Origin of the sequence: Streptomyces aureoversilis, from assembly GCF_042657885.1 — a bacterium.
Taxonomy (GTDB): domain Bacteria; phylum Actinomycetota; class Actinomycetes; order Streptomycetales; family Streptomycetaceae; genus Streptomyces; species Streptomyces aureoversilis.
In genome coordinates this window covers 1-26,739 of the sequence record NZ_JBHSKJ010000009.1, presented here as the reverse complement: position 1 = coordinate 26,739, position 26,739 = coordinate 1, and the positions used below count along the sequence as shown (strand labels likewise).

Here is a 26,739-nt window from a genome sequence, read left to right as displayed (position 1 = left end):
CCGCCCGCCCTACGCCGCCGGCACCCGCAGGGCGGCCAGCACCGGCAGGTGGTCCGTGGCTGCCCGGAGATCGCCTTCGGCGATGCCGGGCAGCCCCATGGGCACCCCGCACCCCAGCACCTCCACCCCCTCCGTCGCGAAGACCGCGTCGATCCGCTGCAGCGGATCGCCCAGCCGGGTGGTGTGCTCCCTGCCCCACGGCTTCGTCGCCCAGCCGTCCTGCAGGGCGTCCGCCAGCAGGCCGAAGGTGCGGCCGTCGGGGCGGTCGTTGAGATCGCCCGCGGCGACGGCGTGCGGCACGTCCATGGCGGCCAGCCGGTCGAGGAGCAGCCGGCCCTGTTCGTAGCGCTCCCAGTCCTTGATGCTCAGGTGACAGCTGAGGACGCCGAGCCGGGCCCGGCCGAAGCGGAGCACCGCGGTCGAGAAGCCCCGCTGGTGGAGGCCGGGGGTACGGGGCAGCAGGACGTCCTCGGTGCGCTCCACGTGGGCGCGGAGCGAGGAGAGGATCATGGGCCCCGAGGCGGTGGCGCCGCCCGAGACGTGGACGAGGCCGGAGGTGCGGGCGAGCCGGGCGGCGGCCTTGCGCCAGCGGAAGAAGCGGGGCGCCTCCTGAACGCAGACGACGTCGGGCCGGCAGGCCCGGATGACCCGGGCGAGGGCCACGACGTCGTCGCGCATGGAGCGGATGTTGTAACTGAGCACGCGGATGACGACCGAGCCGTCCGGCTCGGTACGCGATGCCGGGAGGTCCGCCAGGACGTCTGCACTCATGCGCTCGCCGATCCCTTCCGCCGCAACGGCGCGATGCGAGACGGCGGTGTCCGGCGGTGCCGAATCCACTTGAGCCGAGTTCGGCACCGCCGGCATGCGCCGTCGTGGTTGATGTCCGCCGCGGCGGAGGGAAATGCCCGGCGGCGGACGGGAACGGGGGGGGACCCCGGACCGCGGAACTACCCCTGCCGGGCCAGGTCGGCCGCGCCGACGAGCCCCGCCTTGCCGCCCAGCTGCGCGGCCAGCACCTGCGCGTGCGGGCGCCACTGGCCGCCGATCAGCCAGCGCTTGAAGGACTTGCGGATGGGGTCGAGCACGAGGTCGCCCTCGTCCGAGACGCCGCCGCCGACGATGAACGCGGAGGGGTCGAAGAGCGAGGCCAGGTCGGCCAGGCCCGCGCCCGCCCAGCGGGCCAGCTCGCGGAAGGAGTCGATGGCGACCGGGTCGCCCTGCCGGGCGGCGGCGCTGATGTGCTTGCCCTCGATGCCCTCGACCGTGCCGTCGCCGAGGCCCAGCAGGATCGTGGCGTTCTCGGGGGTGGCGTTGGCGCGCTGCTTGGCGTAGCGGACGAGCGCGCGCCCGGAGGCGTACTGCTCCCAGCAGCCCTGGCTGCCGCAGCCGCACAGCAGGCCGTCGGGGACGACCCGGATGTGGCCGAACTCGGCGGCCACGCCGAAGCGGCCGCGGCGGAGCTTGTTGCCGATGATGATGCCGCCGCCCAGGCCGGTGCCCAGGGTGATGCAGATGACGTCGTCGTGGCCCTGGCCGGCGCCGAAGCGGTACTCGCCCCAGGCCGCGGCGTTGGCGTCGTTCTCGACGACGACGGGGAGGCCGACGCGCTGCTCGACCTTGTCCTTCAGCGCCTCGTGGCGCCAGTTGATGTTCGGGGCGAAGAGGACGGTGGCCCGCTTGTCGTCCACGTAGCCGGCGGCGCCGATGCCGACGGCCTCCACGTCGTGGTCGGCGCTGACCGTGCGCACCGCGTCCGCGATGGCGTCGATGACGCCCTCGGGGGTCGACGGGGTAGGCACTTTGCACGTCGCGAGGATGTTGCCCGCTTCGTCGACCACACCGGCCGCGATCTTCGTGCCGCCGATGTCGACGCCGATGGTGAGTCCCATGTGTCCCTCAGTTTTTCGCTCGAACCCCGCCGCGACCCACCGTACCGGAGCCGGGGATCAGTCGAGGTCGATGCGCTCGCTCCCGCCCTTGCCTCCGTCATCTTCGCCGGGTCCGGCGGGCTTTCCGGGGCGCTGCGCGGGCTCGTCGCGCACCCAGCGGGCCTCCTGGCCCCGGACCGCAGCGCGGTAGGCGGCCAGGAGTTCGGAGCCGGCGGAGGCGAGGTGGTCGAAAACGTCGGGGTTGCGCTCGATGACGGGCTCGACGACGGCCTTCGCCTGGGCGACGACCTGCTGGACGACGCCCTGGGCGGTGCCGCCCCCGAGCGGCAGCTGCATGCCGGAGACCTTGTCGGCGACGGCGTCGACGAGCTTGCGCAGCTCCTCGGCGGCGGTGCCGGGCGGCGGGCCCTGCTGCGCGCGCCGGCGGGCGCGCTCGGCCGCGAGGTCCTCGGCGCAGGCCTGCCCCCAGGCATCGGGGTCGGGCGCCTCGGGTGCGGGGCGCTCGGTGTGATCGCTCATGGCAGCGCCTCCTGGCTCCTGCAAACAGGGGTTTTCTCCGACGTTACCCGAAGGGCGGGATGCCGTTCGGGCAGTGCCGTTCACGACGGCCTCGGCCACAGGTCGGGGTCGGGGGTGAAGCGTACGCACAGCGCTCCGTCCCGCAGGCCCGCGCCCGAGACGGTGCAGCGGCGCAGCGCGGAGGGCAGGGTCAGGACGCGGCGGAACGGGCCGACGCCGACGATGAGTTCGTCGCCGCGGCGCAGGAGGTCGAGGTCGCCGCGGTCGGCGCCGGGCAGCGGGAGCCGCCACAGCAGGACGCCGTCGGCAGCGAGGCGGTCCTCGACGGCCGGGTCCCCGGCGCCGCCGGTGCCGTTCCAGCCGTCGAGCTCGTCGGTGAGGCCGCCGCCGGGTATGACGCCGAAGCCGCCGGCCGAACCGTTTCCTCCCGTTCGTCCCGCCGCGGCGACGCCGATGGTGGTCGAGCGCGCCCGCCCGGCGAGCTCGGCGAGGTCCCGCGGGCCGCGCGGGCCGCGGCCGAGGTGCGGCAGCTCGCAGACGGTGACGCCGTCGACGAGGAACTCCTCGTGCAGGGCCTTGTGGGAGGCGAGCTGCTCGGCGACGAGGCCGGCGAGCCACGGGTCGGCGGTGACCCCGTCGCCCGTCGGTCCGTCGCCGGTGACGCCGGGCAGCAGGCGGTTGGCGACGAGGGCGTCGACGCGGCAGCCCTGGAGGGAGAGGGCGGCGCGGGCCAGGCGCAGCTCGCCCGCGGCGAGCGGGCCGGGTTCGGCGACGAGCCGCACCGTCGTGCCCTCGGCTTCGAGGACGTCCTGGACGGCGGCGAGCTCGGCCTCCCAGCGCCCTGCGGTCTCGTAGAGCCGCTGCGTGGGCATGGGCACGCCGGCGAGCTGGGCGAGCACGGGGCGCAGGGCGCGGGCGGCCTGCCGCTCGGCGGGCAGCAGCCTGCGCAGGTAGCGGCGCAGCTGCTCGGGCAGGGCCAGCAGCCTCACGGTGGCGTGCAGGGGCGGCATGTCGGCGACGAGCAGGTCGTAGCCCCCCTCCGCATGGGCGGAGCGCAGGGCGGTGAGGAGCGCGAGGGGCTCGGCGCCGGGGAGTTCGGTGAGCTCCTCGGGGTCGAGGGGGCTCGCGCCGAGCAGGTCGAAGAGGGAGGCGCCGCGGTCCTGCAGGTCGCGGGCGCGGTCCTGGAAGTGCTCGCCGGTGGCGATGCGGGCGGCGTGGAGCCCGGGGGCCGCCTCGGCGGGCGGGCCCCAGAGCGCGCCGCCGCCCGCCTCGGGGGCGGGCAGGGCGGTGCCGAGCACGGCCTCGGGTGCGGGACCGCGGTCGGCGGTCAGGAGCAGGACGCGCCGCCCCTCGCGGGCCGCGGCGAGGGCCGTGGCCGCCGCGGCGGTGGTGCGGCCCGCGCCGCCGGGGCCGGTGACGAGGACCGTGCGCAAGGGGGGAGCCTCCAGCGGTGACGTACGTAGGGCGGTCAGCGGCCGGGGCTCAGGAGGCCGCGCCGCTCTCGACGCGCTTCTTGAGGCCGTCGAGGGCGCGGTCGATGATGACCTTCTCCGCCTTGCGCTTGATCATCCCGAGCATGGGGATCTTGACGTCGACCGTGAGCTGGTAGGTGACCTCGGTGTGCTTGCCGCCCGCGGTCGGCGCGAGGCTGTAGGAGCCGTCGATCTGGCGCAGCATCTGCGACTTCACCAGCGACCAGCTGACAGAGCTTTCCCCGTTCGGGGCGGTCCCCTCGGACCAGCTGTATGCCAGCACGTGGTCGTCCTTGATGGCGCCCGCGTCGAGCACGAGGCGCACCTGCGTGGCGCGGCCCTGCTCGTCCTTCTCCAACACCTCGGCCTGCTTGACCTCGCCGGTCCACTCCGCGTAGCGGCCGAAGTCGGCGATCACGGCCATCACCTCGGCAGGGGTCGCCTCGATCGTGATGCTCGAGCTGGTGTGTTCCGCCATCTCCGTGGCTCCTCCGTACCGGTCCGCCGCCTGGGGTCTTGCCGCTGAAGGCTACCTCGCGGCGCCCGTCACCACTCCAGCACCCAGGGTGTGCCCGTGGAGGCGAAGTGGCCGACGTTGACGCATTCCGTCCCCCCGATCCGCATCCGGCGGGCGAGCGGCTGGTGGACGTGGCCGAAGAGCGCGTAGCGGGGGCGGGTGGCGCGGATGGCGTCGAGGAGGACGGAGCTGCCGCGCTCGAAGCGCCGGGCGACGGTGTCGTAGCAGAGTTCGGGCACGTCGGGCGGGATGTGCGAGCAGAGGACGTCGACTTCGCCGAGGGCCGCGACCTTCGCCGCGTACTCCTCCTCGGAGACCTCGTAGGGGGTGCGCATGGGCGAGGGGAGGCCGCCGCCGACGAATCCGAAGACGAGTCCGCCGATCTCGGCCCGCTCCCCGTCCAGGACGGTCGTGCCCTCCTGGGCGAATTCCGGCCAGAGACGGGGGATGTCGACATTTCCGTACGTGGCGTACGTGGGCGCGGGGAAGGCGGCGAAGAGCTCGGTGTACTGCTTGCGGACGGCGCTCTCGATGGCGGAGTCCCGGTCCATGCCGTGCCACAGGCTCCGCGCCAGCGCGCGGGCGTCGTCGAAGCGGCGCGCGGTGCGCAGCGCGACGATCCGGTCGGCGTTCTCCACGCCGAAGAGCTCGGGGAAGATGCCGCGCGAGTGGTCCGCGTAGTCGAGGAAGAGGACCAGGTCGCCCAGACAGATCAAGGCGTCGGCGCCGTCGCCCGCCCGGGCGAGGGCCGTGCTGTTGCCGTGCACGTCGCTGACCACATGAACCCTCATACCGCCTCCATGCCGATCACCCTAGGCGCTGCGGCGCGGCCTTCGGAAGGGCTGCGACCTGCGGTTACTTCTGTGGTTACTTCCGGGTCACCAAACGGACCGGCTAGGGTGCGGGGAGCAGTCCCGCGGCATGTGACGCAGAGAACATCTGGGCGCAGCCCCCTATTCGAAAGCCGTACTGGTGGGTAACGTCCGGGCAGTCCACTACCCCCCTTGCCTGATCATGGACCGCAGCCGACGCAGCGCCCCTCGAAGACGCGGCGGCGCCGGCGCCCGACGAGGAGCAGCAGTCTTGCGCGAGTTCAGCCTTCCGGCCCTCTATGAGGTCCCTGCGGACGGAAACCTGACGGATCTGATCCGCCGCAACGCCGCGCAGCGCCCCGACGTCGCCGTCATAGGCCGCAAGGCCGGCAACCGGTGGGAGGACGTCAGTGCGGCGCAGTTCCTCGCCGAGGTCCGGGCGGCCGCCAAGGGTCTGATCGCCTCCGGTGTGCGGCCGGGCGACCGGGTCGGGCTGATGTCCCGCACCCGCTACGAGTGGACGCTGCTGGACTTCGCGATCTGGAGCGCCGGCGGCGTCACCGTGCCGGTGTACGAGACGAGCTCGCCCGAGCAGATCCAGTGGATCCTCAGCGACTCCGGCGCCGTCGCCTGCCTGGTCGAGACCGCCGCCCACGAGGAGGCCGTCGAGTCCGTCAAGGACCGGCTGCCCGCGCTCTCCCACGTCTGGCAGATCGAGGCCGACGGCGTGGCGGAGCTGCGCGAGGCCGGCGCCGGCGTCACGGACGAGGAGGTCGACGAGCGCAGCGGCCTCGCGAACGCCGACTCGCCCGCGACCATCGTCTACACCTCGGGCACCACGGGCCGCCCCAAGGGCTGCGTGCTCACCCACCGCGCCTTCTTCGCGGAGTGCGGCAATGCGGTGGAGCGGCTCAAGCCGCTGTTCAACACGGGCGAGTCGTCCGTGCTGCTCTTCCTCCCCACCGCCCACGTCTTCGGGCGCCTGGTGGAGATCTCCGCGATGCTGGCGCCGATCCGCCTCGGCTGCGTGCCCGACATCCGCAACCTCACCGACGAGCTCGCGTCCTTCCGCCCCACGCTGATCCTGGGCGTGCCGCGCGTCTTCGAGAAGGTCTACAACGGCGCCCGCGCCAAGGCCCAGGCCGACGGCAAGGGCAAGATCTTCGACAAGGCCGCGGACACCGCCATCGCCTACAGCCGGGCCCTCGACACCCCGTCCGGGCCGGGCCTGGGCCTGCGCATCAAGCACGCCGTCTTCGACAAGCTCGTCTACGGCAAGCTGCGCGCCGTCCTCGGCGGCCGGGCCACCCACGCCATCTCCGGCGGCGCGCCGCTGGGCGAGCGCCTCGGCCACTTCTACCGGGGCATCGGCTTCACGGTCCTGGAGGGCTACGGCCTGACCGAGTCCTGTGCGGCGACCGCGTTCAACCCGTGGGACCGGCCGAAGATCGGCACCGTCGGGCAGCCGCTGCCCGGCTCCGTCGTGCGCATCGCCGACGACGGCGAGGTCCTGCTGCACGGCGAGCACCTCTTCCAGGGCTACTGGAACAACGAGGCGGCCACCGAGGAGGCGCTGTCCGACGCCTGGTTCCACACCGGCGACCTCGGCACCCTCGACGAGGACGGCTACCTCACGATCACCGGCCGCAAGAAGGAGATCATCGTCACCGCGGGCGGCAAGAACGTCGCCCCGGCCGTGATCGAGGACCGCATCCGGGCCCACGCCCTGATCGCCGAGTGCATGGTCGTCGGCGACGGCCGCCCGTTCGTCGGCGCGCTCGTCACCCTCGACGAGGACTTCCTGCCGCGCTGGCTCGCCGACCACGGCAAGCCCGCCGGGATGACGCCGGCCGAACTGGCCGAGGACGCCGACCTGCTGGCGGACGTGCAGAAGGCCGTCGACGACGGCAACGCGGCCGTCTCCAAGGCGGAGTCGGTGCGCAAGTTCCGCATCCTGCCCGCGCAGTTCACGGAGGCGTCCGGGCACGTGACGCCGTCGCTGAAGCTGAAGCGGAACGTCGTCGCGAAGGACTTCGCGGACGAGATCGAGGCGATCTACCGCGGCTAGCCCGCCCTTTTCTCCCGCACGTGCCGGAGGGGCCGGATGCGAGAGCGTCCGGCCCCTCCGGCACGTGGCGGCACATGACGGCACATCCGAGAAGGCTTGTCAGAGCAGGGTCTTGAGGCGCTCGGCCAGGAGGTCCCAGCGCCACTTCTCCTCCACCCACTGCCGCCCCCGCGCGCCCATGCGCGCGCGCAGCTCCGGGTCCCGCAGCAGCGCGACGATGCGGTCCGCGGCCTGGGCCGGCGAGCCGCCCTTCACCACGTACCCCGTCTCGCCCCCCAGGACCGCGTCCGGCGCCCCGCCCGAGTCCCCGGCGACCACCGGCAGGCCCGTCGCCGAGGCCTCCAGGTAGACGATGCCGAGGCCTTCGACGTCGAGGCCGCCGCGGCGCGTGCGGCAGGGCATGGCGAAGACGTCGCCCGCCCCGTAGTGCGCGGGCAGCTCCTCCCACGGCACGGCGCCCGTGAAGCGGACGGCGTGGGCGACGCCCGTCTCCTCGGCCAGCCGCCGCAGGTCGTCCCCGTACGGTCCGCCGCCGACTATGAGCAGCACCGCGTCCGGAACGGCCGCCAGGATCCGCGGCATGGCCAGGATCAGCGTGTCCTGGCCCTTGCGCGGCACCAGCCGCGAGACGCACACCACCACCGGGCGGTCCGCGAGCCCGAGCCGGGCGCGGACCTCGTCTCCGCCGGAGCCGGGGTGGAAGGTCTTCTCGTCCACGCCGGGCGGCAGTTGCACCATCCGCGCCGCCGCCTCGTCCGTCAGCGCGGAGGCGATCCGCGAGCGGGTGTACTCCCCCAGGTAGGTGAGGGTGTCGGTGCCCTCGCCGATCCGCCGCAGCAGCTGCCGCGACGCGGGCAGCTGCGCCCAGCCGGCCTCGTGCCCGTGCGTGGTGCCGACCAGCCTGCGGGCGCCCGCCCGGCGCAGCGCCGGGGCCATGAGCCCGAGCGGGGCCGCGGCCCCGAACCACACCGAGGTGCAGCCGTGTTCGCGCAGCAGGCCGGTGGCGCGCCGGGTCACCCGGGGCGTCGGCAGCAGCATGGTGGTGCGGTCGCGGACGACCGTGAACGGCTGCTCGGCGTCGAAGCGGGCGGTGGCCTCCGCGCCCTCCTGGCCGCGCTTCCAGGTGGAGGCGTAGACGACGATGCCCGACGGGTCCAGGCGCAGCGCCATGTTGTGCAGGAACGCCTGGATGCCGCCGGGGCGGGGCGGGAAGTCGTTGGTGACGACGAGAGTCTTGTCCATCGCCGTCCGACAGTACCGGGTGCGATCGGGGGCAGTCGGGGCCCCGTCCCGCCACGTCACGGCGTATGGACCGGCCGGAACGGCATCATGCCTTGCAGTAGCGGCGCGCGTACAGCGTGTAGTGACCGTGAAGGGCGAGGTGAGTGATGGCGGGCAGGGGTTTGCGGCTCTCGTTCGCGGCGTGGGCCGTCACCCGGGCCGTGCTGCTGATGTGCGTGCTGCGGGTGTGGGTGATGCCGGGGTCGGACGTCTCCGTCGACATCGAGGTGATCTACCAGGGCTGGTACGGGGTGCTGAGCACCGGCACCTTCCCCTACGACGACGTCACCTGGCAGTACCCGCCCGCCGCGGCCCTCGCCGTGCTCGCCCCCGGCCTGCTCCCCTTCCTCGACTACGCCCCCGCCTTCTTCGTGGTGTGCCTCCTCGCCGACGCGGTCGTCTACGCGCTGCTGCTGTACGCGGTGCGGGGCGGGCGGCGCGCCGCCGCCGGGGTGTGGGTGTGGGTGGCCGGGGTCCCGCTGCTCGGCCCGATCGTCTACGCCCGCTACGACGTGATGGTGACGGCCGTCGCGGTGGCCGCCCTCCTCGCGGCCGGGCGCCGGGCCCGCCTCTCGGGGGCGCTCACGGCCTTCGGGGCACTGCTGAAGGTGTGGCCGGTGCTGCTGCTGGTCGGCACGCCGCGCGGGGCCCGTACGCGGGAGGCGTGGGGCGCGGCGGTGGTGACGGCCGCCGTGCTCGGGCTGGCGTTCGCGGCGACCATGCCGGGGGCGCTGGCGTTCCTGACCTTCCAGCGGGACCGGGGCACGGAGGTGGAGTCCCTGGGCTCGCTCGTCTTCCACCTGGGGCGGCACGTCGGCTGGCACGGCCACGCGCGGCTGCACTACGGCTCGGTGGAGTTCCTCGGCCCCTACGTCCACACGGTGAGCCGGCTCGCGCTCGTGCTGAGCGTGGTGGCGTTCGCCTGGCTGCTCCTGTGGCGCGTGCGGGCGCGCAGGTTCACGGCCTGCACGCCGTACGAGGCGGCGTTCGCGTCGGTGCTGCTGTTCACCACGACCAGCCGGGTCATCAGCCCGCAGTACGTCGTCTGGCTGCTCGGGCTGGCGGCGGTCTGCCTCACGATGGGCACGACGCGCCAGCGCCTGCCCATCGCCCTGGTCCTGCTGGCCGCCCCGCTGACCCAGCTGGAGTTCCCGATCTGGTTCTCGCACGTGGTGGCCAGCGACAAGCTGGGCGTGGCGACGCTGACGCTGCGGAACGGGCTGCTGGTCGTGGCGACGCTGGTGTCGTGCGCGCGCCTGTGGCGGGAAACGGTGTCCCTGCCGGAGGCGCCCGACACACCGGACGACCCTCCCACGGAGAAGGAACCGGCCTTGCTGGCCGGTTAGGCCGCGGGTGCCGCTCCGCGGGGGCGAGGCCTCCCGGCTTCCCGGGCAGCCACCAGGCGTCCTGCCGCAGGCAAGAAGGAACCGCCGCAACGGCGATCAGCCCCCGCGGCGGTGACCGGCGGTGCCGTACCGGCCCGCCCCGGCGTGGTCCCGGCGCCCCGGCCCGCCTCCCCCGCGGAGCGGGCCCGTCAGCCCGGGCGCAGCTGCTCCACGACGTACGCGCGCCACCGTTCCGTGAACTCCTGCGTCGAGACGCCCAGAACGTCACGCAGCGCAGTCTCGACGGCCCCGTCGCGGCGGGCGTGGGAGCCCACCGCGCGGTAGAACGCGACCAGCTTCTCCTCGCTCCAGCGGTCGGCGATCAGCCGGCAGGCCAGCCACCCCTCCTCGTACGCGCGGGCGAGCCGCCCCGCCTCCCCGGTGAAGCCGAACTCGGGGTCCCCGGGCAGCCGGTCGGGGAGGGTGCCGGCGGCGGCCGCGCGGGAGAGCTCGGGGGCGGCCTGGCGGACGGTGCGGCCGGTGCCGCGGTACGCGGCCCAGTCGGCGAAGCCCTCGGACAGCCACAGCGGCGTGGCCTTCGTCGTCCTGGCCCGGGTGGCCACGTGGGCGGTCTCGTGGGTGAGCACGATGCGCCGCCCGAACGCGCCGAGCACGCCGTACGCCTCGGGGTTGACGATGATGCGGTCCGCGGGCGCGGCGGCGCCGGAGCCGCCCGCCTCGCCCGTGGTCACGGCGGCGATGCCCCGGTAGTTGGAGACGGGCGAGTCCAGGAGCGCGGCCATCCGGTCCAGCGAGGCGGGCATCTCGACCACGACCCGGCCGGGCCATTCGCGCGACCCGGCCCGCCAGGCCGCGCCCACGGCCGGGACGGCCTTGTCGGCGAGGTCGGCGAGGGCGCGCAGCCGCTCGCGGTCCTGGCCGACGCCGAGGACGAGGCTGCGCTCGCCGCGGACGACGCTCACGGGCCCCTGCTCCCACAGCTGATGCCCGCCGCGCCGGGAGCCGGCGGCCACGTACCAGCGCCCGTCGCGCTCGACGAGGGTCAGCCGGCTGCGGGCGGTGACGGGGGCGCTGTCGTAGCCGGCCAGGCGGTAGCGCAGCTCGGCCTCGGCGGCGACCCGCCGGCCGTCCCCGGGCGCCGGGGTGAAGCCGCCCGTGCGCACGAGGCGGTAGTCCCAGGAGGCGAGCGGGACGGCCGCGAGGTTGGCGAAGAGGCGGCGCTGCTCCTCCCGGTAGCTCCCGGCGGCCGGGTCCACGGCCGCCAGGAAGGCGCTCTCGTCGCGGTCGCGGACCGCGGCGGCCCACCGGTCCAGGAGCCCCTGCAGGGCCCGCTCGCGGGCGTCAGGGCCCCCGGAGAGCCCTCCGGAGCAGCCGGTCAGGCCTGCCTGGAGAGCCATGAGGAGGGCCGCCAGGCAGCACGCCGCCCGGCGGGCCGGCCCGCGGCCGCCCGCTCGTGTGCCCCCGCGTCCGCTCCACCACCACCGGCCCGTCACGTCCCGCATCGTACGAGCCGTGCGCCCCCGGGGGCGCGTTCAGGACGTGATCACGGCCGGGTCACCGACGAAATCGGCATCATGTTGGCCGGGTCGTAGCGCACCCGGGCGCCCGGGTAGGGCGCGTGGACGACCTGGCCGTTGCCGACGTACATACCGACGTGGCTGGCGTCGTCGCGGTAGATGACGAGGTCCCCGGGGCGCGCCTCGGACAGCGGGACGTGCCGTCCGGCGTTGCGCTGCGCCTGGGAGGTGCGCGGCAGACCGACCCCGGCCCGCCCGTACGCCCACTGCATGAGCCCGGAGCAGTCGAAGGCGCCGGGCCCGGTCGCGCCCCAGGCGTAGGGCGAGCCGACGGCGGAGCGGACGGCCATGGCGGCCGCGGCGCCGCGGGCGGAGGCGGCGGCGAGGTCCTGCAGCCCGCCGAGGGCGCCCGCGCCCCCGTCCGAGCGCTCCAGCTGCCGGGTGCCGCCCGATCGCGAGGCGCGGGCGTAGGCCTCCCGGTCGGCCGTCGGCAGGGCGTTCAGCAGGCGGCGGGCGGTGGCGAGCTTCCCCTCGACCTCCCGCTTGTGCTGTTCGACGGCCTTGCGCGTCCGCTCCAGCTCGCCGAGCATCCGCGCCGCCTCGCTGCGCTCCTGGCGCAGGGCGCGCTGGGCCTCCGTGAGGGCCTTGAGCTGCTCGCTCTGCCGGTCGGAGACGCGGTCGAGGGTGGCGGCGCGGTCCAGGTAGCCGTCGGGGTCGGAGGACAGGAGCAGCTGGAGGGCGGGGTCGACGGCGCCGCTGCGGTACTGGGCGGCGGCGACCATGCCGAGGGCGGTGCGCATGTGGTTGACACGCTCCTGGCCGCGGGCGACGCGGTCGGTGGCCTCGGCGACCTTCCGGCGGAGCTCGCCGGCGCGCTCGCCCGCTTCGTTGAACTTCTCGGTGGCCCGCTCGGCCTGCTCGTAGAGCCGGTCGACCTGCGACTTGACGGTCCCGCGGGACCGGTCGTCGCGGGCGGTGTCGCTGGGCCGTGCTCCGGCCGGGGGCGCCATCGCGGCCGCGGCCGTGGCCACGGCGGCGGACAGGACGGTGACCCGGACGGTCTGGGTGAGACCGGACTGCGAAGAACGGCGATGGGACGCCACGGGCTGCCGCACTCCCTTCCTTGCTGCACTGTGGGCGCGGTCTGCCCGGCGCGCCGGTACCGCAGCGCCAGACAGTAGCGGCGCGCTCACCCCGTGTTCAAAGACCTCGCGGGGTGGGAATGGGACGGGAATGCGGACGCCCCGCCGGAGACGCAGGTCACCGGCGGGGCGTGATGTCAGCGAGGGCCACCGCGATTCGCCCGAACGGGCGGCGGGTCAGCCATTCGGCCCAGTCGTCAGCCTATGCGGACGCCGAACTGGAAGGGCATGTTGCCCATCGACTCGTAGCGTACGTTGGCGCCCGGCTTGGGGGCGTGCAGGGTCTGGCCGTTGCCCGCGTAGAGGCCGATGTGGTGCAGGTCGCCGTAGAAGAGCACCAGGTCGCCGGGCTTGAGCTGGCTCTGGTCGTAGATGCGGGTGCCGGCGTTGGCCTGGTCCTGGGAGATGCGCGGCAGGGTGACGCCGGCCTGCGCGTACGCCCAGCCGGTCAGCCCGGAGCAGTCGAAGGAGCCCGGGCCGGTCGCGCCCCAGACGTAGGGGGCGCCGATCTTGCCCTGGGCGGCGGCGAGCGCGGCGGCGGCGCGGCCGGAGGTGGGCACGTCCTTGCCGAGGTCGGGGCGGCTGCTGCCGCCACCGCCGCGCCCGGCGCGCTCCTCGCCGCCCTTGGCGCCGTCGGCCTTCTCCTTCTCGCCGAGGACCTCGGCGCGCTCCGCGGCGGTGAGGGTGTTGAGCTGCTCCTTGGCGGCGGCGAGCTTCTCCTGGACGGCTTCCTTCTGCTCGCCCAGCACCTTGCGGGTCTCCGCGAGGTCCTTGAGCTTGCCGGTCGCCTCCTGGCGCTGCTGCTTGAGCGCGCGCTGCTTCTCGGATATCTGCTTGAGGGTGTCGGCCTGCTTGGCGCTCACCTGGTTGAGCGTGGAGGCCTTCTCCAGGTAGCTCTCCGGGTCGGAGGAGAGCAGCAGCTGCAGCGAGGGGTCGACGGCGCCGCTGCGGTACTGCGCGGTGGCCAGCGAACCGAGGCCGTTGCGCAGCTTGTTGATCTCCTCCTGGCCGCGGGCGACCTTGTCCTGGAGATCGGTGACCTGCTTGTCGAGCTTGTCCTGCTTCTCCTTGGCCCCGTTGTACTTCTCCGTGGCCTGCTCGGCCTCTTCGTAGTACTTGTCGACCTTCTCCTTGACCTCCGCCTTGGAGGCCTTCGGATCGGCGTGCGCGGCCTGCGAGGTGAGGGCGACGGCCGCGGCCGCGGTCGCGGTCAGCACGGTCACCCGGGCGCGGCCCGGCTGCTTGGGTCGACGGTGGGACGCCACGGAGACGGGCTCCTTCTTCCTCGGCCGCCACCGCACGCCGGAAGGCACGGTTCGGGCGGGACCTTCACCGTCACCCCGAATGGATGATCGACCGGGCGAAGGTTCGAGGCCCGACCTTAGTGACCCCCGACTGATCCGTTCAAATCCTCATCAGAAAAATCTCCTGCCTCAACAGAAGCTTTACCAACGTGACACAGCCGGTGATGGCGGCTTGACGGTCAGGTACGGGCAAGTCGCTTGAGGAGCAGGGCCGATGCCACCGGCCGGGCGCCCGCCTTCGCGACGCCGTCGGCGACCTCGCGGTCGGTGGAGACCACCACGACCGGACGGCCCGGCGGCTCGGCCCGCACCAGCTGGCGGATGAGCTCGTCCGCGGTCACCCCGGGCTTGCTGAAGAGCACCCGCACCCCGCGCGGCGGCGCGAGCAGCACGGGCGCGGCCAGCTCGGCCCCGTCGAAGACGCAGGTCACCTCGGCGCCCGTCTGTGCGGCCAGCATCGCGAGCCCGCCCAGCAGCCGCAGCCGCTGCTTGTCCAGCGGCATGGTCGGATAGCCGGTCTTGGTGACGTTGTAGCCGTCGACCACGAGGTGCGCCTGAGGCAGCGCCAGCAGCTGGTCCAGCAGTGCCGGATCGGTCTCGGACAGGGCGCGCGTGGCGATGTCCTTCGGGGTCATCCGGCCCGGCTCCACGGCGTCCACCGTGTCCGCGGGGTGCACGGAGGCGGGCGGCAGCGCCAGTTCGCGGCGCAGCCCCTGCGCCGCATCCAGCACCGTGTCCAGCAGCAGCCGCAGGCGCATGTCCTCCACGCTGCGGCCCTCGCGCACCGCCCGGCGGCTCGCCTCCAGCGCGGCCTCGGCCTCCGACAGCCGCGTCTTGAGCCGGCGGGTCTCCCCCAGCGCGGCGGCCTTCTCGGCCGCACCGGCCGCCCGCACGGACTCCAGCTCGGCCTCCGCCTTGCGCAGGGCGGCCTCGCCGCGCCGCACGTCGGCGACGGCGCTGCGCAGCTTGCGCTGCAGCGAATCGGTTTCCCTGCGGGCCGCCTCCAGCTCGGCGCGGACCCGCTCGGCCTCGGCCCGCGCCGCGGCCCGGGCATCCGCCAGCTCCTCGCGCAGCCGCCGCAGTTCGCGCTGGGCCTCCTCGCCGGCGCGCTCCGCGGTCGCCCGCAGGGCCTCCTCGCCGGCCGCCGTCACGAGCTTGACCCAGCCCGTGGGCCGCAGCACGTAGGCCATGGCGGCCACGTCCTCCGGATCGGCGGCCGCCGGCGGCGAACCCGCGTCCAGCGCCTCGGCGAGCTCGGAGCCCGTCTCGCGCAGCCGGGCCGAGATGCGCTGGCGGAACGCGGCGTCGTTCTCCACCGCCGCCGCCATCGCGTTGCCCGCGAACTTGGCCCGCCGGCTCGGCGTGAACCGGGCGTACTGCCGCAGCGCCGCCGGGAGTTCGGCCACGGTCAGGCCGCCGAACGCCTCCGCCACCAGGCCGATGACCCGGCGCCGCACGCCTTCCGGCAACGGACGGTCGAGCACCTCGGCAGCGCCGTCGGTCCCACCGGTGTCACCAGGCTCACCGGCCGCCTCCGCGCCACCCGTGTGCTCCACCACCGCTCACCGCTCCCGTTCTTCAGGCCTTCGCGCCCGGCCGGTCCACCAGCTCGACCTGGTCGACCGCGTTGCACCAGCGGCAACGCACGGACTCGATCGTCTCACTGACCACCTCGCGTTCCTCCACGCTCGGCTCGCCGGAGAGGTCGAGATGAACGAATTCCACGGCTTTGGTCGTACGCGTCACATCGAACCGGGTGAGATTGCCGCACAGAGCGCAGCGCCACCGGGTCCCGGCTGTCGGCTGGGGAACGCCCATCGTGTCGTCCGTCCTCATCAAGTCCATCGAACTGCGGGTGTGCTTCCCGTAACCCTACGGCCTGATGGTCATGCGGCGCGGAGTGCGGGCCCGCTTCACCGGCCCGGCGAGGCACTCTGTGCGCTTTGCTGCCGGTACGTCATGATCTGCTCATGTTGGGAAAGGCCGGAAAGGCAGCCGGGACGGCGGCGCACGGAGGTCACGACGGGATCCGCCCACCGGTCCCCCTCGTCACCTACGCCCTCATCGGCGCCTGCTGCGCGGTGTTCCTCCTGGGCCCCGCGGCGGAGCTCACCGCGCCCCTGGCCGGCCACGGCAGCGGCAGCAACCTCCTCGCCGCCCAGACCGCCTACTTCGAGCGCTGGGGCGTGGTGCCCGAGAAGCTCTGGCACGGGCCGCCGGCGGAGCTGATCACCCCGCTCACCGCGCTCTTCGTGCACGGCAACTGGCTGCATCTGCTCGGGAACATGCTCTTCCTCTACGTCTTCGGCGCCATGGCCGAAAACCGGATGGGACGCGGCCCCTTCGTCCTCTTCTACCTCGCCGCCGGAGTGCTCGCCCTGCTCGGCTACGCGGCCGCGCACGCCGCCTCCGACCGCACGCTCGTCGGCGCCTCCGGCGCGATCTCCGGGGTCCTCGGAGCCTTCCTCTACCTCTTCCCCCGGGCCCGCGTCACCAGTCTCTTCCCGTTCCTCTTCTTCCTGCCGCTGCGGTTCCCCGCCTGGGCCGTGCTGCTCTTCTGGTTCGCCCTGCAGTGGGTGGCCGCCCGCGCGGCCGGCGACCGCCCCGGCGTCGCCTACCTCGCCCACGTCGTGGGCTTCGCGCTGGGCTTCCTGTACGCGTGGGCGAGGTATGGACGTGCGACTAGAGTGAAGGCGGGGCTGCCCCCCGACCCCCGATAGGAGCCCGCAGTGATCACTTCGATCGTGCTGATCAAGACCGACGTCGACCGGATCCCCGAGATCGCCGAGCAGATCGCCGCGATCGAGGGCGTGAGCGAGGTGTACTCGGTGACGGGTGCGCACGATCTGATCGCCATGGTGCGGGTGGCCCGGCACGACGACCTCGCGGACGTCATCCCGGGCAGGATCAGCAAGGTCCCGGGCGTCGCCTCGACGGAGACGCACATCGCGTTCCGCACGTACTCCCAGCACGACCTGGAGGCGGCGTTCGCGATCGGCCTGGATGCCTGACGGCACGTCGCAGAAACCACGGATTGCGCCCGCTCGGCACCGCCGGTCACCACCGTCGTCGTGGCTGATCGGCGGTGCCGGAACCGGCGCAACCTGCGATCAAACGTCCCGCCGTCAGGCGACCGGAACGCAGCGCCCGCCCTCGGTCCGGTAGGACCACTTCGCTCCATGGCGGACGAGTTCGCCCACCGCCGTCACGAAGCGCTCCACGTGCTCGTCCGGCGTGCCGGCGCCGAAGCTGACGCGGATCGCGTTCAGGGGCGCGCCCTCGTCGGGCGCACCGCACTCCCCCTCGGCGGTGGAGTCCGCGCCCACCAGCGTCCGGACCAGCGGGTGCGCGCAGAAGAGGCCGTCGCGGACGCCGATCCCGTACTCCGCGGAGAGCGCCGCCGCGAAGTGCGAGCTGTTCCAGCCGTCGACGGTGAAGGACAGGACGCCCACGCTCGGGGCGCCGGGCCCGAAGAGCGAGAGCACCCGTACCCCCGGCACCGCCGCCAGCCCCTCCCGCACCGCGGTGATCAGCTGCCGCTCCCGCTCCGCGAGCCGGTCGAAGCCCGCCTCGGTGAGCGCCTTGCACGCGGACGCGATGGCGTAGGCCCCGATGACGTTGGGCGAGCCGGCCTCGTGCCGGGCGACGCCCTCGTGCCAGTCGACCTCCACCTCGCCGGAGGCGCCCCGCGCGACGCGCCGGCTCGCGCCCCCGCCCGCCAGGTAGGGCTCGGCGTCCCGGAGCCAGTCCGCCCGCCCCGCCAGTACGCCGGCGCCGAAGGGCGCGTAGAGCTTGTGCCCGGAGAAGGCGACCCAGTCGGCGTCCAGTTCCGCGATGTCCACCCGCTGATGGGGGACGAGCTGGGCCGCGTCCACGACGATCCGCGCGCCGTGGGCGTGCGCCGCGGCGGCCAGCTCCCGTACGGGCCACAGCTCGCCGGTCACGTTGGACGCACCGGTCACGCACACGAGCGCGGGACCGTAGGGCTCGCGGGCCGCGAGCGCCTGCTCGAGCGTGTCGACCGCCTGCCCGGGGGTGCGGGGCGCGTCGAGGTAGGTCACCTCGACGTCCGCGCGCCGCTCCCAGGGCAGCAGCGCCGCGTGGTGCTCGGTCTCGAAGACGAACACCCGCGTCCCGGCGGGGAGTACGGCCGCGAGCAGGTTGAGCGAGTCGGTGGTCGAGCGGGTGAAGAGCACCTGGTCGCCGTCCCGGCAGCCGAGGAACGCGGCGACGTCCGCCCGGCTGTTCTCGAAGAGCTCCGTCGACAGCCGGGAGAGGTAGCCCGCGCCGCGGTGCACGCTGCCGTAGTAGGGCGCGTACGCCGCCACGTCGTCCCACACCCGCTGCAGGGCGGGGGCGCTGGCCGCGTAGTCCAGCGCCGCGTAGGTCACCTCTCCGCCGGTCACCAGCGGGACCCGGACATCACACCCGAGAACGGGCAGAGGGGTGCAAACGGACCGGTCGGAGGCAAGGGTGGGGACAGACATGGCGAACTCCCGTAAAAAGGCAGGCGAATTCCACCGCGCGACGGGCGCGGGAAAGGGAAGGAGGGTGCGGGAAAAGGGGCTCTTCGAGCCCTAACGCATTCGCTGAACCACGGAAGGAACTCCCTCGACAACCAGGATCCCTGGCGAGGGACCCGCGCTTGCCGCAGACCTCGCTGCCTGCGACCTGGTCATCACCCGGGGCACCCCGCCACGGAAGGAGGGTTGCCGGACAGCGGGCCGGGGCCGTGTCGCTGTCACTCGTGACCTTGGCCGAGAGTATGGCACAACTGATCGCCGACCGTGAAGGGGCGTCCGTATCACGGACGCCCCTTCACGGCACTACGGCTTCACGGCGCTACGCGTTGCTCGCCAGAGCCCACCGCTCCAGCACCCGCCGGGCCGCCCCGGAGTCGATGGACTCCGCGGCCCGGACCAGCCCGCCCCGGATCTGCTCCGCCAGCGGCTCCTGCGTGGGCGCCAACGCCACCAGCGCCGCGGCGGAGTTGAGGAGCACGGCGTCCCGCACCGGGCCCGTCTCGCCCGCGAGCAGACGCCGCGCGACATCCGCGTTGTACGACGCGTCGGCCCCCCGCAGCGCCTCCACCGGCACCAGGCCGATCCCCACGTCCCGCGGGTCGAAGGACTCCTCGCGGACCCGCCCGCCGGAGACCACCCACACCCGCGACGTGGCGGTCGTGGTCAGCTCGTCGAGGCCGTCGTCGCCGCGGAAGACCAGCGCCGAGGAGCCGCGCTCGGCGAGCACCCCGGCGAGGATCGGGGCCATCCGGGCGTCTGCGACGCCCGTGGCCTGGGCCCGTACCTTCGCGGGGTTGGTCAGCGGGCCGAGCACGTTGAAGGTGGTCCGGATGCCGAGCTCGCGCCGGGCCGCGGCCACGTGCCGCAGGGCCGGGTGGAACTTCACCGCGAAGCAGAGGGTGATGCCGGCCTCCTCGGCCACCTCGGCCACCCGCTTCGGGCTGAGGTCGAGGTTCACGCCCAGCTTCTCCAGTACGTCCGAGGCGCCGCTGGCCGAGGACGCCGCCCGGTTGCCGTGCTTGACGACCTTCACGCCGGTGCCGGCGACGACGATCGAGGACATGGTGGAGATGTTGACGGTCTTGGCGCCGTCGCCGCCGGTGCCGACGATGTCCACGCAGGGGCCGGGCACCTCGATCAGCCGGGCGTGCTCGTACATCGTGCGCACCAGGCCGGAGATCTCGGCGACCGTCTCGCCCTTGGCGCGCAGGGCGACCAGGAAGCCCGCGATCTGCGCGTCGGTGGCCTCGCCGCGCATGATCCGGTCCATGGCCCAGGCGGCGTCGTCGGCGGTGAGGTCACGGCCGGCGAGCAGGGCGTCCAGGAGGCCCGGCCAGGAGGGAGCCACCGCGCTGTCGCCGCCTGCCGGGGTCACAACGTTCATGGTCCACGCTCCTGGTGGTCGGTCCGGAGAGCCGGGTTCGTCCCGGGGTCTGCCCGCCCAGCCTATCCACCCCCGGAGACAGCGAAGAGCCCCGTCCATGCGCTGGACGGGGCTCTCGCTGTGGCGATCAGCGATCAGGGTGGATCGGAGGCGATCCGGGGGATCAGTGGTGGCCGTGGCCGCTCGTGATCTCCTCGTACTCCTCCACGGTGGCCTTGGGGATCTGGGTCCCCTCGCCGTAGAAGCCCTTCGAGAGCTTCACCCGGAGGCGCTGCCCGGCGCCGGCCTTGCGGGCCACGCCGTTCTCGTCGTACTCCGGCTCCAGCTCCAGCGGCTGCGGCTGGTGGTGCGCCGTGAGGGTGTGCATCTGCTCCTGCGAGAGCGGCTCGTGGACCTCGACGAACTCACCGTGCGGCAGGCGCTTGATGATGCCGGACTCGCGTCCGTGCAGCACCTTGTCCCGGTCGCGGCGCTGCAGGCCCATGCAGATCCGGCGGGTGGCGATGAACACCAGGACCGGGATCACGAAGAAGCCGATGCGGACGAACCAGGTGATGGCGTTGATCGACAGGTGGAAGTGGGTGGCCCACAGGTCGTTTCCACCACCGACCAGCATCACGAAGTACGCGGCGATCCAGGCGGCACCGAACGCGGTGCGCGTCGGGGCGTTGCGCGGGCGGTCCAGCAGGTGGTGCTCGCGCTTGTCACCGGTGACCCAGGACTCGATGAACGGCCAGACCGCGATCGCACCGAGCACCAGCGGGAAGATGACCAGCGGGATGAACACGCCCAGGACGAGCGTGTGGCCCCACAGGTTGATCTCCCAGCCCGGCATGACACGGATCAGACCCTCGGCGAAGCCCATGTACCAGTCGGGCTGGGCGCCGGTGGACACCTGGTCCGGGCGGTACGGGCCGATGGCCCAGATCGGGTTGATCGAGGCGATCGCCGCGATGGCCGCGATGATGCCGAAGACCAGGAAGAAGAAGCCACCGGCCTTGGCCATGTAGACCGGCATCAGCGGGAGGCCGACGACGTTCTTGTTGGTCCGGCCCGGGCCGGGGAACTGCGTGTGCTTGTGGTAGATCACCAGGATCAGGTGGGCCACCAGCAGACCGAGCATGATGCCCGGCAGCAGCAGGACGTGGATGGAGAAGAACCGCGGCACGAAGTCCGAGCCGGGGAACTCGCCACCGAAGAGGAACATCGAGATGTACGTGCCGACGATCGGCACGGACAGGATCGCGCCCTCCATGAAGCGGACACCGGTGCCGGAGAGCAGGTCGTCCGGGAGCGAGTAACCGGTGAAGCCGGTGAACATGCCGAGGACGAACAGCAGGAAGCCGAACAGCCAGTTGACCTCACGCGGCTTGCGGAACGCACCGGTGAAGAACACGCGCATCATGTGCACGAACATGCCCGCGAGGAAGATCAGCGCGGCCCAGTGGTGGATCTGCCGGATGAGCAGACCGCCACGGACGTCGAAGCTGATGTCGAGGGTCGACTTGAACGCCTCGGACATGTGCATGCCCTGCATGGGCACGTACGAGCCGTGGTAGACGACCTCGTTCATGCTCGGGTGGAAGAACAGCGTCAGATACACACCCGTGAGGATGATGATCACGAAGCTGTAGAGGCAGACCTCGCCCAGCATGAAGGACCAGTGGTCCGGGAAGATCTTCCGCATATTGGCCTTGGCCAGGGTGTAGATACCCAGACGGCCGTCGGCCCAGTCGGCGACCCGCTCGCCTGCGGGCGCCTTGCGGCGATTGTCAGTCGTAGTGCTCATCCGCGCTCCCAGTAGGCAGGACCGACGGGCTCGGCGAAGTCGCCCATGGCCTCAAGGTAGCCCTTGTCGTTGACCTTGATCCGCAGCTGCGGAAGGGCGTGGCCGGCCGGGCCGAAGATCACGCGTCCGCCGTCGGAGAGGTCGAAGGTGGACTGGTGGCAGGGGCACAGCACGTGGTGCGTCTGCTGCTCGTAGAGGCTGATCGGGCAGCCGACGTGGGTGCAGATCTTGGAGAACGCGACGATGCCGTCGGCGGACCAGTCGAGCTCGCGCTTGTCCTTGATGTTCTCCGGGCGGAGCCGGACGATCATCAGGGCGGCCTTGGCGATCTCCTTCTGGAAGTCGTGGTCCTCCTCCTTCATGCCCTCGGGCATGGCGAAGGTGAGGGAGCCGACCTGGATGTCCTCGGGACGCAGCGGCTGCAGCGTGTTCTGGTTGATCAGCATCTTGCCCTCGGACCAGGCGGTCTTCCGGAGCTTGGTGCCCGGAAGCGGTCCGAGGTCGCGCAGCAGCACCACACCGGAGAGCGGCACCAGGGCCAGCGCGCCGAACATGGTGTTGCGGATCAGCTTGCGGCGGCCGAAGGCCGACTCCTCCGCGCCCTGCTTGAAGTCGGCCATGACCTTGGCCTTGACGTCGGGCTCGGCGGCGATGGCGTGCCGCTCGTCGGCGACCTCCACGTCGGACATCAGGGTGCGGGCCCAGTGGACCGCGCCCGCGCCGATGCAGAACAGCGCCACCGCGAGGGTCATGCCCAGCGCGAAGTTCAGGGCGCTGATGTGACCGATCGGGAAGACGTAGATGCTCTTGTCGACCGGGAGGGTCACGTAGGAGGCGATGAAGCCGACCGTGGCCAGCATCGAGAGCAGGAACAGGAAGGCGACCACGCGCTCGGAGCGCTTGGCGGCCTGCTCGTCGATGTCCTGGATGCGGGGCTCGTGCGGCGGCAGGCCGGGGTCGGCGAACGGGTCGCCGGCCGTCTTCGTCACGGCACCGCCGTGCGCGTCCTGCGTGCTCGGCAGGTTCTCTTCTGGAATGTCTTGGCTACTCATGACTTCTTGGCCTTAGCGGTGTGGGCCGCGACCCAGATGGCTACTGCGATCAGCGCGCCCAGTCCGAAGATCCACGCGAACAGACCCTCGCTGACGGGGCCGAGCCCGCCCAGCTCGAGGCCGCCCGGGCTCTCCGACTTGCTGCTGTTGACCGTGTCGAGGTACGCGATGATGTCCTTCTTGTTCTTCTCCGTCATCGTCGTGTCGGGGAAGGAAGGCATGTTCTGCGGGCCGGTCTGCATGGCCTCGTAGATGTGCTTGGGGTCTACGTCCTCAAGCGTGGGGGCGTACTTGCCGTTGGAGAGCGCGCCGCCCTTACCGGTGAAGTTGTGGCACTGGGCGCAGTTGGTGCGGAAGAGCTCCCCGCCCTTGGCGATGTCCGCGCCGTCCGGGCTGTACTGATCCTTGGTCGGGATCGCGGGACCGGCGCCCAGCGAGGCGATGTACGCGGCGAGCTGGTCGCGCTCGGCCTGCGAGTAGATCGCCTTCTTGCGGGGGGCCTGGGCACCCTGCTGCTGGAGCGGCATGCGACCGGTGCCGACCTGGAAGTCGACGGCCGCGGCGCCCACGCCGACGAGGCTCGGGCCGTCGGTGGTGCCCTGACCGCCGGTGCCGTGGCAGCTTGCGCAGCCCACGGCATAGAGCTTCTTGCCCTCCTCGATGGCGAGGGACTGGGCGGTTTCATCGGCCTTGGCCGTGTCCGCCGGCGCGAACGCGGCGTACAGCCCCCCAGTTACCGCCAGCGCGAAGAGTAGGACGACGACCGCCGCCAGCGGATGGCGTCGTCGTGCGGAGAGCTTTTTCACGGATTACCCCGGTGTCAGGATCTTCTGCGTCGATCTGGACTGTTGGTCCGGTGCGGGACGGGACCGATTACTTGATCAAGTAGATCGTGGCGAAGAGGCCGATCCACACCACGTCGACGAAGTGCCAGTAGTAGGACACGACGATGGCCGCCGTCGCCTGGTGGTGGGTGAACCTCTTGGCCGCGTACGTCCTGCCCAGAACCAGCAGGAAGGCGATCAGACCGCCCGTCACGTGCAGGCCGTGGAAGCCGGTCGTCAGGTAGAACACCGAGCCGTACGGGTCGGAGGAGAGCGAGAGCCCGTCGTTCTTCACGAGCTCGGTGTACTCGAAGACCTGGCCGCCGATGAAGATGGCACCCATCACGAAGGTGATCACGAACCAGGTGCGCAGCTTCTTCACGTCGCCGCGCTCGGCGGCGAAGACGCCGAGCTGGCAGGTGAGGGAGGAGAGCACCAGGATCGTGGTGTTGGTCGCCGAGAACGGCAGGTTCAGCGCGGACGCCTTTTCCGACCAGAACTCGGTGCCCGTCACCGATCGCAGGGTGAAGTACATCGCGAAGAGGGCCGCGAAGAACATCAGCTCGGAACTCAACCAGATGATGGTCCCGACGCTGGTGAGGTTCGGTCGATTGACCGACGGGTGTGCGTGCCCGGTATCTGTTGCTGTTGCAGTCGCCACGACCGACATTATGTCGGTCGCTTATCTCGTGCTCACTCCGGGGGGTGCCGTTCGGTGTGTCAAGAGCATGTGCGCTGCTCGTACGGCCCAGTGCCGGGGTCCCCCAAAGGGGGGAACCGGACGTTCCGGGGCACCTCGCGGGCCTGACGGACCCTCCTCCGGAAGGGTGTTCGCGGAGTAGAGTCCGGCCATCGATCAGCTCCACGTCAGATCCACAGCTGTGCCGAACACAAGCCTGGAGGAACGATGCAGCCGACGGCCACCGTGCTGGTCTACAGCGACAACGCGGACACCCGCGAGCAGGTCCGGCTGGCCGCCGGGCGCAGGCCCGCCCCCGACGTGCCGCCGGTCGTGTACGTGGAGTGCGCGACGCTCCCGGGCGTGCTCGCGGCCCTGGAGGAGCACCACGTGGACGTGTGCGTCCTGGACGGCGAGACGGCGCCCGCGGGCGGCATGGGGGTGTGCCGGCAGCTGAAGGACGAGGTGTTCCGCTGCCCGCCCGTGCTGCTGCTCATGGGGCGCCCGCAGGACGCCTGGCTGGCCACCTGGAGCCGCGCCGACGCGGCCGTGACGCACCCGCTGGACCCGGCGGCCTTCGCCGACGCCCTGGCGGGCCTGCTGCGCGCCCGGAAGGCCGTGGACGCCTGAGGCGGCGCCCGGGGGGGGCGGCTAGAGCTCGGGGCGCAGGCGGGCCGCGTCGGCGGGGCTGCTCCCCTCGGTCTTCCCTCCGACGAGGGCACTGCCCTTGCGCCATTCGTCCCAGGCCATGTTCCAGTCGCCGAAGCCGTTGTCGAACGGGGTCATGGTCGCGCCGGCGCTGCCCACGACCTTGACGATGTCGCCGACGTGCACGGTGTCGAAGAACCACTTGGCGTTGGCGGTGCTCATGCCGGTGCAGCCGTGGCTGACGTTCTCGGCGCCCTGGGACCCCTCGGACCAGGGCGCGGCGTGCACGTACTCGCCGCTCCAGGTGACCCGGGTGGCCCAGTGGACGGGCAGGTCGTAGGAGTCCGCGCTGCCCTCGGCGATGCCGATGCTGGTGCCGCGCATGCGTACGAAGGATTCCCGGCCCAGGATCACCTTGACCCCGTTGCGGGTGGCGTAGCCGGGCTTCCCGGTGGTCACCGGGATGGACCGGACCTCCTTGCCGTTCACGAACACGGTCATGCTGTGCGCGCTCGCGTCGGTGACGGCCTCGATGCGGTCGCCCGTCGTCATCCGCACGGCCCTGGAGGGGCCTCCGTAGAGGCCGCCGCCGACCTTGATGCCGTCGAGGTTGGCGTGCACGTCGACGGTGGTGTGGGCGGGCCAGTACTCCTTCGGGCGGTAGTGCAGGGTGCGGTTGTCCACCCAGTGCCAGGCGCCCTCCACGGCGGGCCGGGACTCGACCCTGAAGGTGCGCTCCACGGTCGCGCGGGCGGCCGGGTCCTGGACGGGGGTGCTCAGCTCCGCGGTGATGGGCTGTCCCACGCCGTAGGTGCCGCTCTGCGGGCCGAAACTGACGCGCAGGAGGCGGTCGGCCGGGTTGGTGTCGAAGCCGATCGTGCGGCGCCCCTGGGAGCCGTTCTCGTCCTCCGTGGTGACGCGCACGGTGTAGTGGGCGCCGGCGGCGAGGGCGCCGGTGCTGTGCCAGCGGGAGCCGTCGGCGGAGAGTTCGCCCTTGACGTAGCGCCCCGCCGCGTCCGTCGCCGTGACGTCCGTGATCCGGTCCTCGCCCCTGGCGACCACCTCCAGGGGCTTGCTGGGGTCCGCCTTCTGCCCGTCGCGGGCAGAGGTGAGCTCGACCTGGCCGCTGGCGTCGTAGGGCTTGTCGGCCAGCGGGTTGGACGAGCCGGCGCAGGCGGTGACCCCCACCACCAGCGCGGTCAGCAGCACCGCCCCGGTGAGCGCCAGACGGTGTCGACGTGACTGGGTCATGGTCACACCGTAGGAAGGATCGGGGCGTACGGCCTGCCGGGTGACTGCAAACGGGTGGAATGCACCGGGCCCCGCACACCGGATGGTGTGCGGGGCCCGGGACGGCAGCGGCCGCTCGTTACTGGTTCTGGTTCTCGCCTCGGTAGAACTCGAACACCCAGCCGAAGAGGCCGACCGCGATGACCGGGGCCGAGAAGTACATCAGCCACCAGCCGAAGCAGATGCTCATGAAGGCCAGGGCGCCACCGATCGCCAGGGAGAGCGGCTGCCAGCTGTGCGGGGCGAAGAAGCCCAGCTCGCCGGCGTCGTCGGCGACGTCCGCCTCCTTGTTGTCACCGGCGCCGGTGTCCACCCGGCGTGCGGTGAACGCCAGGTAGTAGCCGACCATGATGCACAGGCCGAAGGCCAGGAAGAGCGCCGTCGTACCGGCCGGCTCCTTCGACCACACGCCATAGACGCACGCCATGGCGAGGATGAAGACGGAGAGCCAGATGAACATCTTGCCCTGGATCTTCACTTGCCGGCCTCCTTGCCACCCGCGAGGGCCTTCTCAGCCGCGAGGTTCTCTTCGAGCTCCAGGGCCGCGATCTCCGGGTGGTGCAGGTCGAACGCCGGGGATTCGGAGCGGATGCGCGGCAGCGTGAGGAAGTTGTGCCGCGGCGGCGGGCAGGAGGTCGCCCACTCCAGCGAGCGGCCGTAGCCCCACGGGTCGTCGACCT

The 26,739-nt window shown here is 72.5% G+C and carries 25 protein-coding genes, 1 pseudogene and 1 riboswitch; of the genes and pseudogenes, 5 read left to right on the top strand and 21 right to left on the bottom strand.

What is annotated here, in order from left to right:
• Positions 1-9: 9 nt before the first annotated feature.
• The 6 genes from ACFPP6_RS17185 to ACFPP6_RS17160 form a co-directional block, all read right to left on the bottom strand.
• Complete coding sequence (locus tag ACFPP6_RS17185) at positions 10-771, bottom strand: endonuclease/exonuclease/phosphatase family protein (RefSeq protein WP_382042675.1); 762 nt, start codon at positions 769-771, stop codon at positions 10-12.
• Between the two features lie 179 nt (positions 772-950).
• On the bottom strand, positions 951-1,892 hold the full coding sequence (locus ACFPP6_RS17180) for an ROK family glucokinase (protein WP_058044792.1): 942 nt from the start codon (positions 1,890-1,892) through the stop codon (positions 951-953).
• Positions 1,893-1,949: 57 nt separating this feature from the next.
• Complete coding sequence (locus tag ACFPP6_RS17175) at positions 1,950-2,411, bottom strand: DUF5304 domain-containing protein (RefSeq protein ID WP_382042672.1); 462 nt, start codon at positions 2,409-2,411, stop codon at positions 1,950-1,952.
• An 80-nt stretch (positions 2,412-2,491) separates the two neighbouring features.
• Positions 2,492-3,844: an ArsA family ATPase gene (locus tag ACFPP6_RS17170; RefSeq protein ID WP_382042670.1), complete on the bottom strand. Its 1,353-nt coding sequence runs from the start codon at positions 3,842-3,844 to the stop codon at positions 2,492-2,494.
• A 49-nt stretch (positions 3,845-3,893) separates the two neighbouring features.
• On the bottom strand, positions 3,894-4,361 hold the full coding sequence (locus tag ACFPP6_RS17165) for an SRPBCC family protein (RefSeq protein WP_382042668.1): 468 nt from the start codon (positions 4,359-4,361) through the stop codon (positions 3,894-3,896).
• A gap of 68 nt (positions 4,362-4,429) precedes the next feature.
• Positions 4,430-5,191: a metallophosphoesterase family protein gene (locus ACFPP6_RS17160; protein WP_382042665.1), complete on the bottom strand. Its 762-nt coding sequence runs from the start codon at positions 5,189-5,191 to the stop codon at positions 4,430-4,432.
• A gap of 292 nt (positions 5,192-5,483) precedes the next feature.
• On the opposite strand from ACFPP6_RS17160, the gene ACFPP6_RS17155 reads away from it, so the two are divergent.
• Positions 5,484-7,280, top strand: a complete 1,797-nt coding sequence (locus ACFPP6_RS17155; protein ID WP_382042662.1) for an AMP-dependent synthetase/ligase — start codon at positions 5,484-5,486, stop codon at positions 7,278-7,280.
• A 99-nt stretch (positions 7,281-7,379) separates the two neighbouring features.
• Here ACFPP6_RS17155 and ACFPP6_RS17150 read toward each other — a convergent pair whose 3' ends face one another.
• Positions 7,380-8,522 carry a glycosyltransferase family 4 protein gene (locus ACFPP6_RS17150; protein WP_382042660.1) on the bottom strand — a complete coding sequence of 381 codons (1,143 nt, stop codon included), beginning with the start codon at positions 8,520-8,522 and terminating at the stop codon, positions 7,380-7,382.
• 146 nt (positions 8,523-8,668) lie between these two features.
• On the opposite strand from ACFPP6_RS17150, the gene ACFPP6_RS17145 reads away from it, so the two are divergent.
• The gene (locus ACFPP6_RS17145; RefSeq protein ID WP_382042658.1) at positions 8,669-9,907 is read left to right on the top strand and encodes a glycosyltransferase 87 family protein; all 1,239 of its coding nucleotides are present in this window, start codon (positions 8,669-8,671) and stop codon (positions 9,905-9,907) included.
• A gap of 188 nt (positions 9,908-10,095) precedes the next feature.
• Here the strand turns inward: ACFPP6_RS17145 and ACFPP6_RS17140 are convergent, their stop codons facing one another.
• The 5 genes from ACFPP6_RS17140 to ACFPP6_RS17120 form a co-directional block, all read right to left on the bottom strand.
• Entirely contained in the window at positions 10,096-11,304 is a 1,209-nt protein-coding gene (locus ACFPP6_RS17140; RefSeq protein WP_382042655.1) for a hypothetical protein, read from the bottom strand.
• A gap of 146 nt (positions 11,305-11,450) precedes the next feature.
• Positions 11,451-12,527, bottom strand: coding sequence for a C40 family peptidase (locus tag ACFPP6_RS17135; RefSeq protein WP_382042652.1), 1,077 nt, complete (start codon positions 12,525-12,527; stop codon positions 11,451-11,453).
• 236 nt (positions 12,528-12,763) lie between these two features.
• Positions 12,764-13,831 (bottom strand): C40 family peptidase, encoded by a 1,068-nt coding sequence (locus ACFPP6_RS17130; RefSeq protein ID WP_382042649.1) that lies wholly within the window; start codon positions 13,829-13,831, stop codon positions 12,764-12,766.
• Between the two features lie 218 nt (positions 13,832-14,049).
• Positions 14,050-15,429 (bottom strand): NYN domain-containing protein, encoded by a 1,380-nt coding sequence (locus ACFPP6_RS17125; RefSeq protein ID WP_382042646.1) that lies wholly within the window; start codon positions 15,427-15,429, stop codon positions 14,050-14,052.
• Positions 15,430-15,448: 19 nt separating this feature from the next.
• Positions 15,449-15,688 carry a hypothetical protein gene (locus ACFPP6_RS17120; protein ID WP_106676643.1) on the bottom strand — a complete coding sequence of 80 codons (240 nt, stop codon included), beginning with the start codon at positions 15,686-15,688 and terminating at the stop codon, positions 15,449-15,451.
• 152 nt (positions 15,689-15,840) lie between these two features.
• On the opposite strand from ACFPP6_RS17120, the gene ACFPP6_RS17115 reads away from it, so the two are divergent.
• Positions 15,841-16,590 carry a rhomboid family intramembrane serine protease gene (locus ACFPP6_RS17115; protein WP_382042644.1) on the top strand — a complete coding sequence of 250 codons (750 nt, stop codon included), beginning with the start codon at positions 15,841-15,843 and terminating at the stop codon, positions 16,588-16,590.
• Positions 16,591-16,599: 9 nt separating this feature from the next.
• On the top strand, positions 16,600-16,881 hold the full coding sequence (locus ACFPP6_RS17110) for an Lrp/AsnC family transcriptional regulator (protein WP_168090983.1): 282 nt from the start codon (positions 16,600-16,602) through the stop codon (positions 16,879-16,881).
• Between the two features lie 114 nt (positions 16,882-16,995).
• Here ACFPP6_RS17110 and ACFPP6_RS17105 read toward each other — a convergent pair whose 3' ends face one another.
• The 6 genes from ACFPP6_RS17105 to ctaE all read right to left on the bottom strand — a co-directional run bounded on the left by ACFPP6_RS17105 (position 16,996) and on the right by ctaE (position 24,112).
• Positions 16,996-18,357, bottom strand: a complete 1,362-nt coding sequence (locus ACFPP6_RS17105) for an aminotransferase class V-fold PLP-dependent enzyme (protein WP_382042641.1) — start codon at positions 18,355-18,357, stop codon at positions 16,996-16,998.
• A 149-nt stretch (positions 18,358-18,506) separates the two neighbouring features.
• A riboswitch (SAM riboswitch) is annotated at positions 18,507-18,623 on the bottom strand.
• 89 nt (positions 18,624-18,712) lie between these two features.
• Positions 18,713-19,777, bottom strand: a complete 1,065-nt coding sequence (gene trpD, locus ACFPP6_RS17100) for an anthranilate phosphoribosyltransferase (RefSeq protein ID WP_382042638.1) — start codon at positions 19,775-19,777, stop codon at positions 18,713-18,715.
• A gap of 163 nt (positions 19,778-19,940) precedes the next feature.
• Positions 19,941-21,566, bottom strand: coding sequence for a cytochrome bc1 complex cytochrome b subunit (gene qcrB / locus ACFPP6_RS17095; protein WP_058044779.1), 1,626 nt, complete (start codon positions 21,564-21,566; stop codon positions 19,941-19,943).
• Positions 21,563-22,618 (bottom strand): cytochrome bc1 complex Rieske iron-sulfur subunit, encoded by a 1,056-nt coding sequence (qcrA, locus tag ACFPP6_RS17090; RefSeq protein WP_382042634.1) that lies wholly within the window; start codon positions 22,616-22,618, stop codon positions 21,563-21,565. Before qcrA ends, qcrB begins: the two co-directional genes overlap by 4 nt.
• On the bottom strand, positions 22,615-23,424 hold the full coding sequence (gene qcrC, locus ACFPP6_RS17085; RefSeq protein WP_058044777.1) for a cytochrome bc1 complex diheme cytochrome c subunit: 810 nt from the start codon (positions 23,422-23,424) through the stop codon (positions 22,615-22,617). Before qcrC ends, qcrA begins: the two co-directional genes overlap by 4 nt.
• A 67-nt stretch (positions 23,425-23,491) precedes the next feature.
• On the bottom strand, positions 23,492-24,112 hold the full coding sequence (gene ctaE / locus ACFPP6_RS17080; protein ID WP_058044776.1) for an aa3-type cytochrome oxidase subunit III: 621 nt from the start codon (positions 24,110-24,112) through the stop codon (positions 23,492-23,494).
• 237 nt (positions 24,113-24,349) lie between these two features.
• On the opposite strand from ctaE, the gene ACFPP6_RS17075 reads away from it, so the two are divergent.
• Positions 24,350-24,751 carry a DNA-binding transcriptional response regulator gene (locus tag ACFPP6_RS17075; protein ID WP_382042630.1) on the top strand — a complete coding sequence of 134 codons (402 nt, stop codon included), beginning with the start codon at positions 24,350-24,352 and terminating at the stop codon, positions 24,749-24,751.
• A gap of 21 nt (positions 24,752-24,772) precedes the next feature.
• Here the strand turns inward: ACFPP6_RS17075 and ACFPP6_RS17070 are convergent, their stop codons facing one another.
• From ACFPP6_RS17070 to ACFPP6_RS17060, 3 genes and pseudogenes are all read right to left on the bottom strand, one after another.
• Entirely contained in the window at positions 24,773-26,020 is a 1,248-nt protein-coding gene (locus tag ACFPP6_RS17070) for a L,D-transpeptidase (protein WP_382042627.1), read from the bottom strand.
• A 118-nt stretch (positions 26,021-26,138) separates the two neighbouring features.
• Complete coding sequence (locus ACFPP6_RS17065) at positions 26,139-26,537, bottom strand: cytochrome c oxidase subunit 4 (protein WP_058044773.1); 399 nt, start codon at positions 26,535-26,537, stop codon at positions 26,139-26,141.
• Positions 26,534-26,739: pseudogene (locus ACFPP6_RS17060) on the bottom strand (aa3-type cytochrome oxidase subunit I); the annotation flags it as partial. The pseudogene ACFPP6_RS17060 and the gene ACFPP6_RS17065, both read right to left, overlap by 4 nt.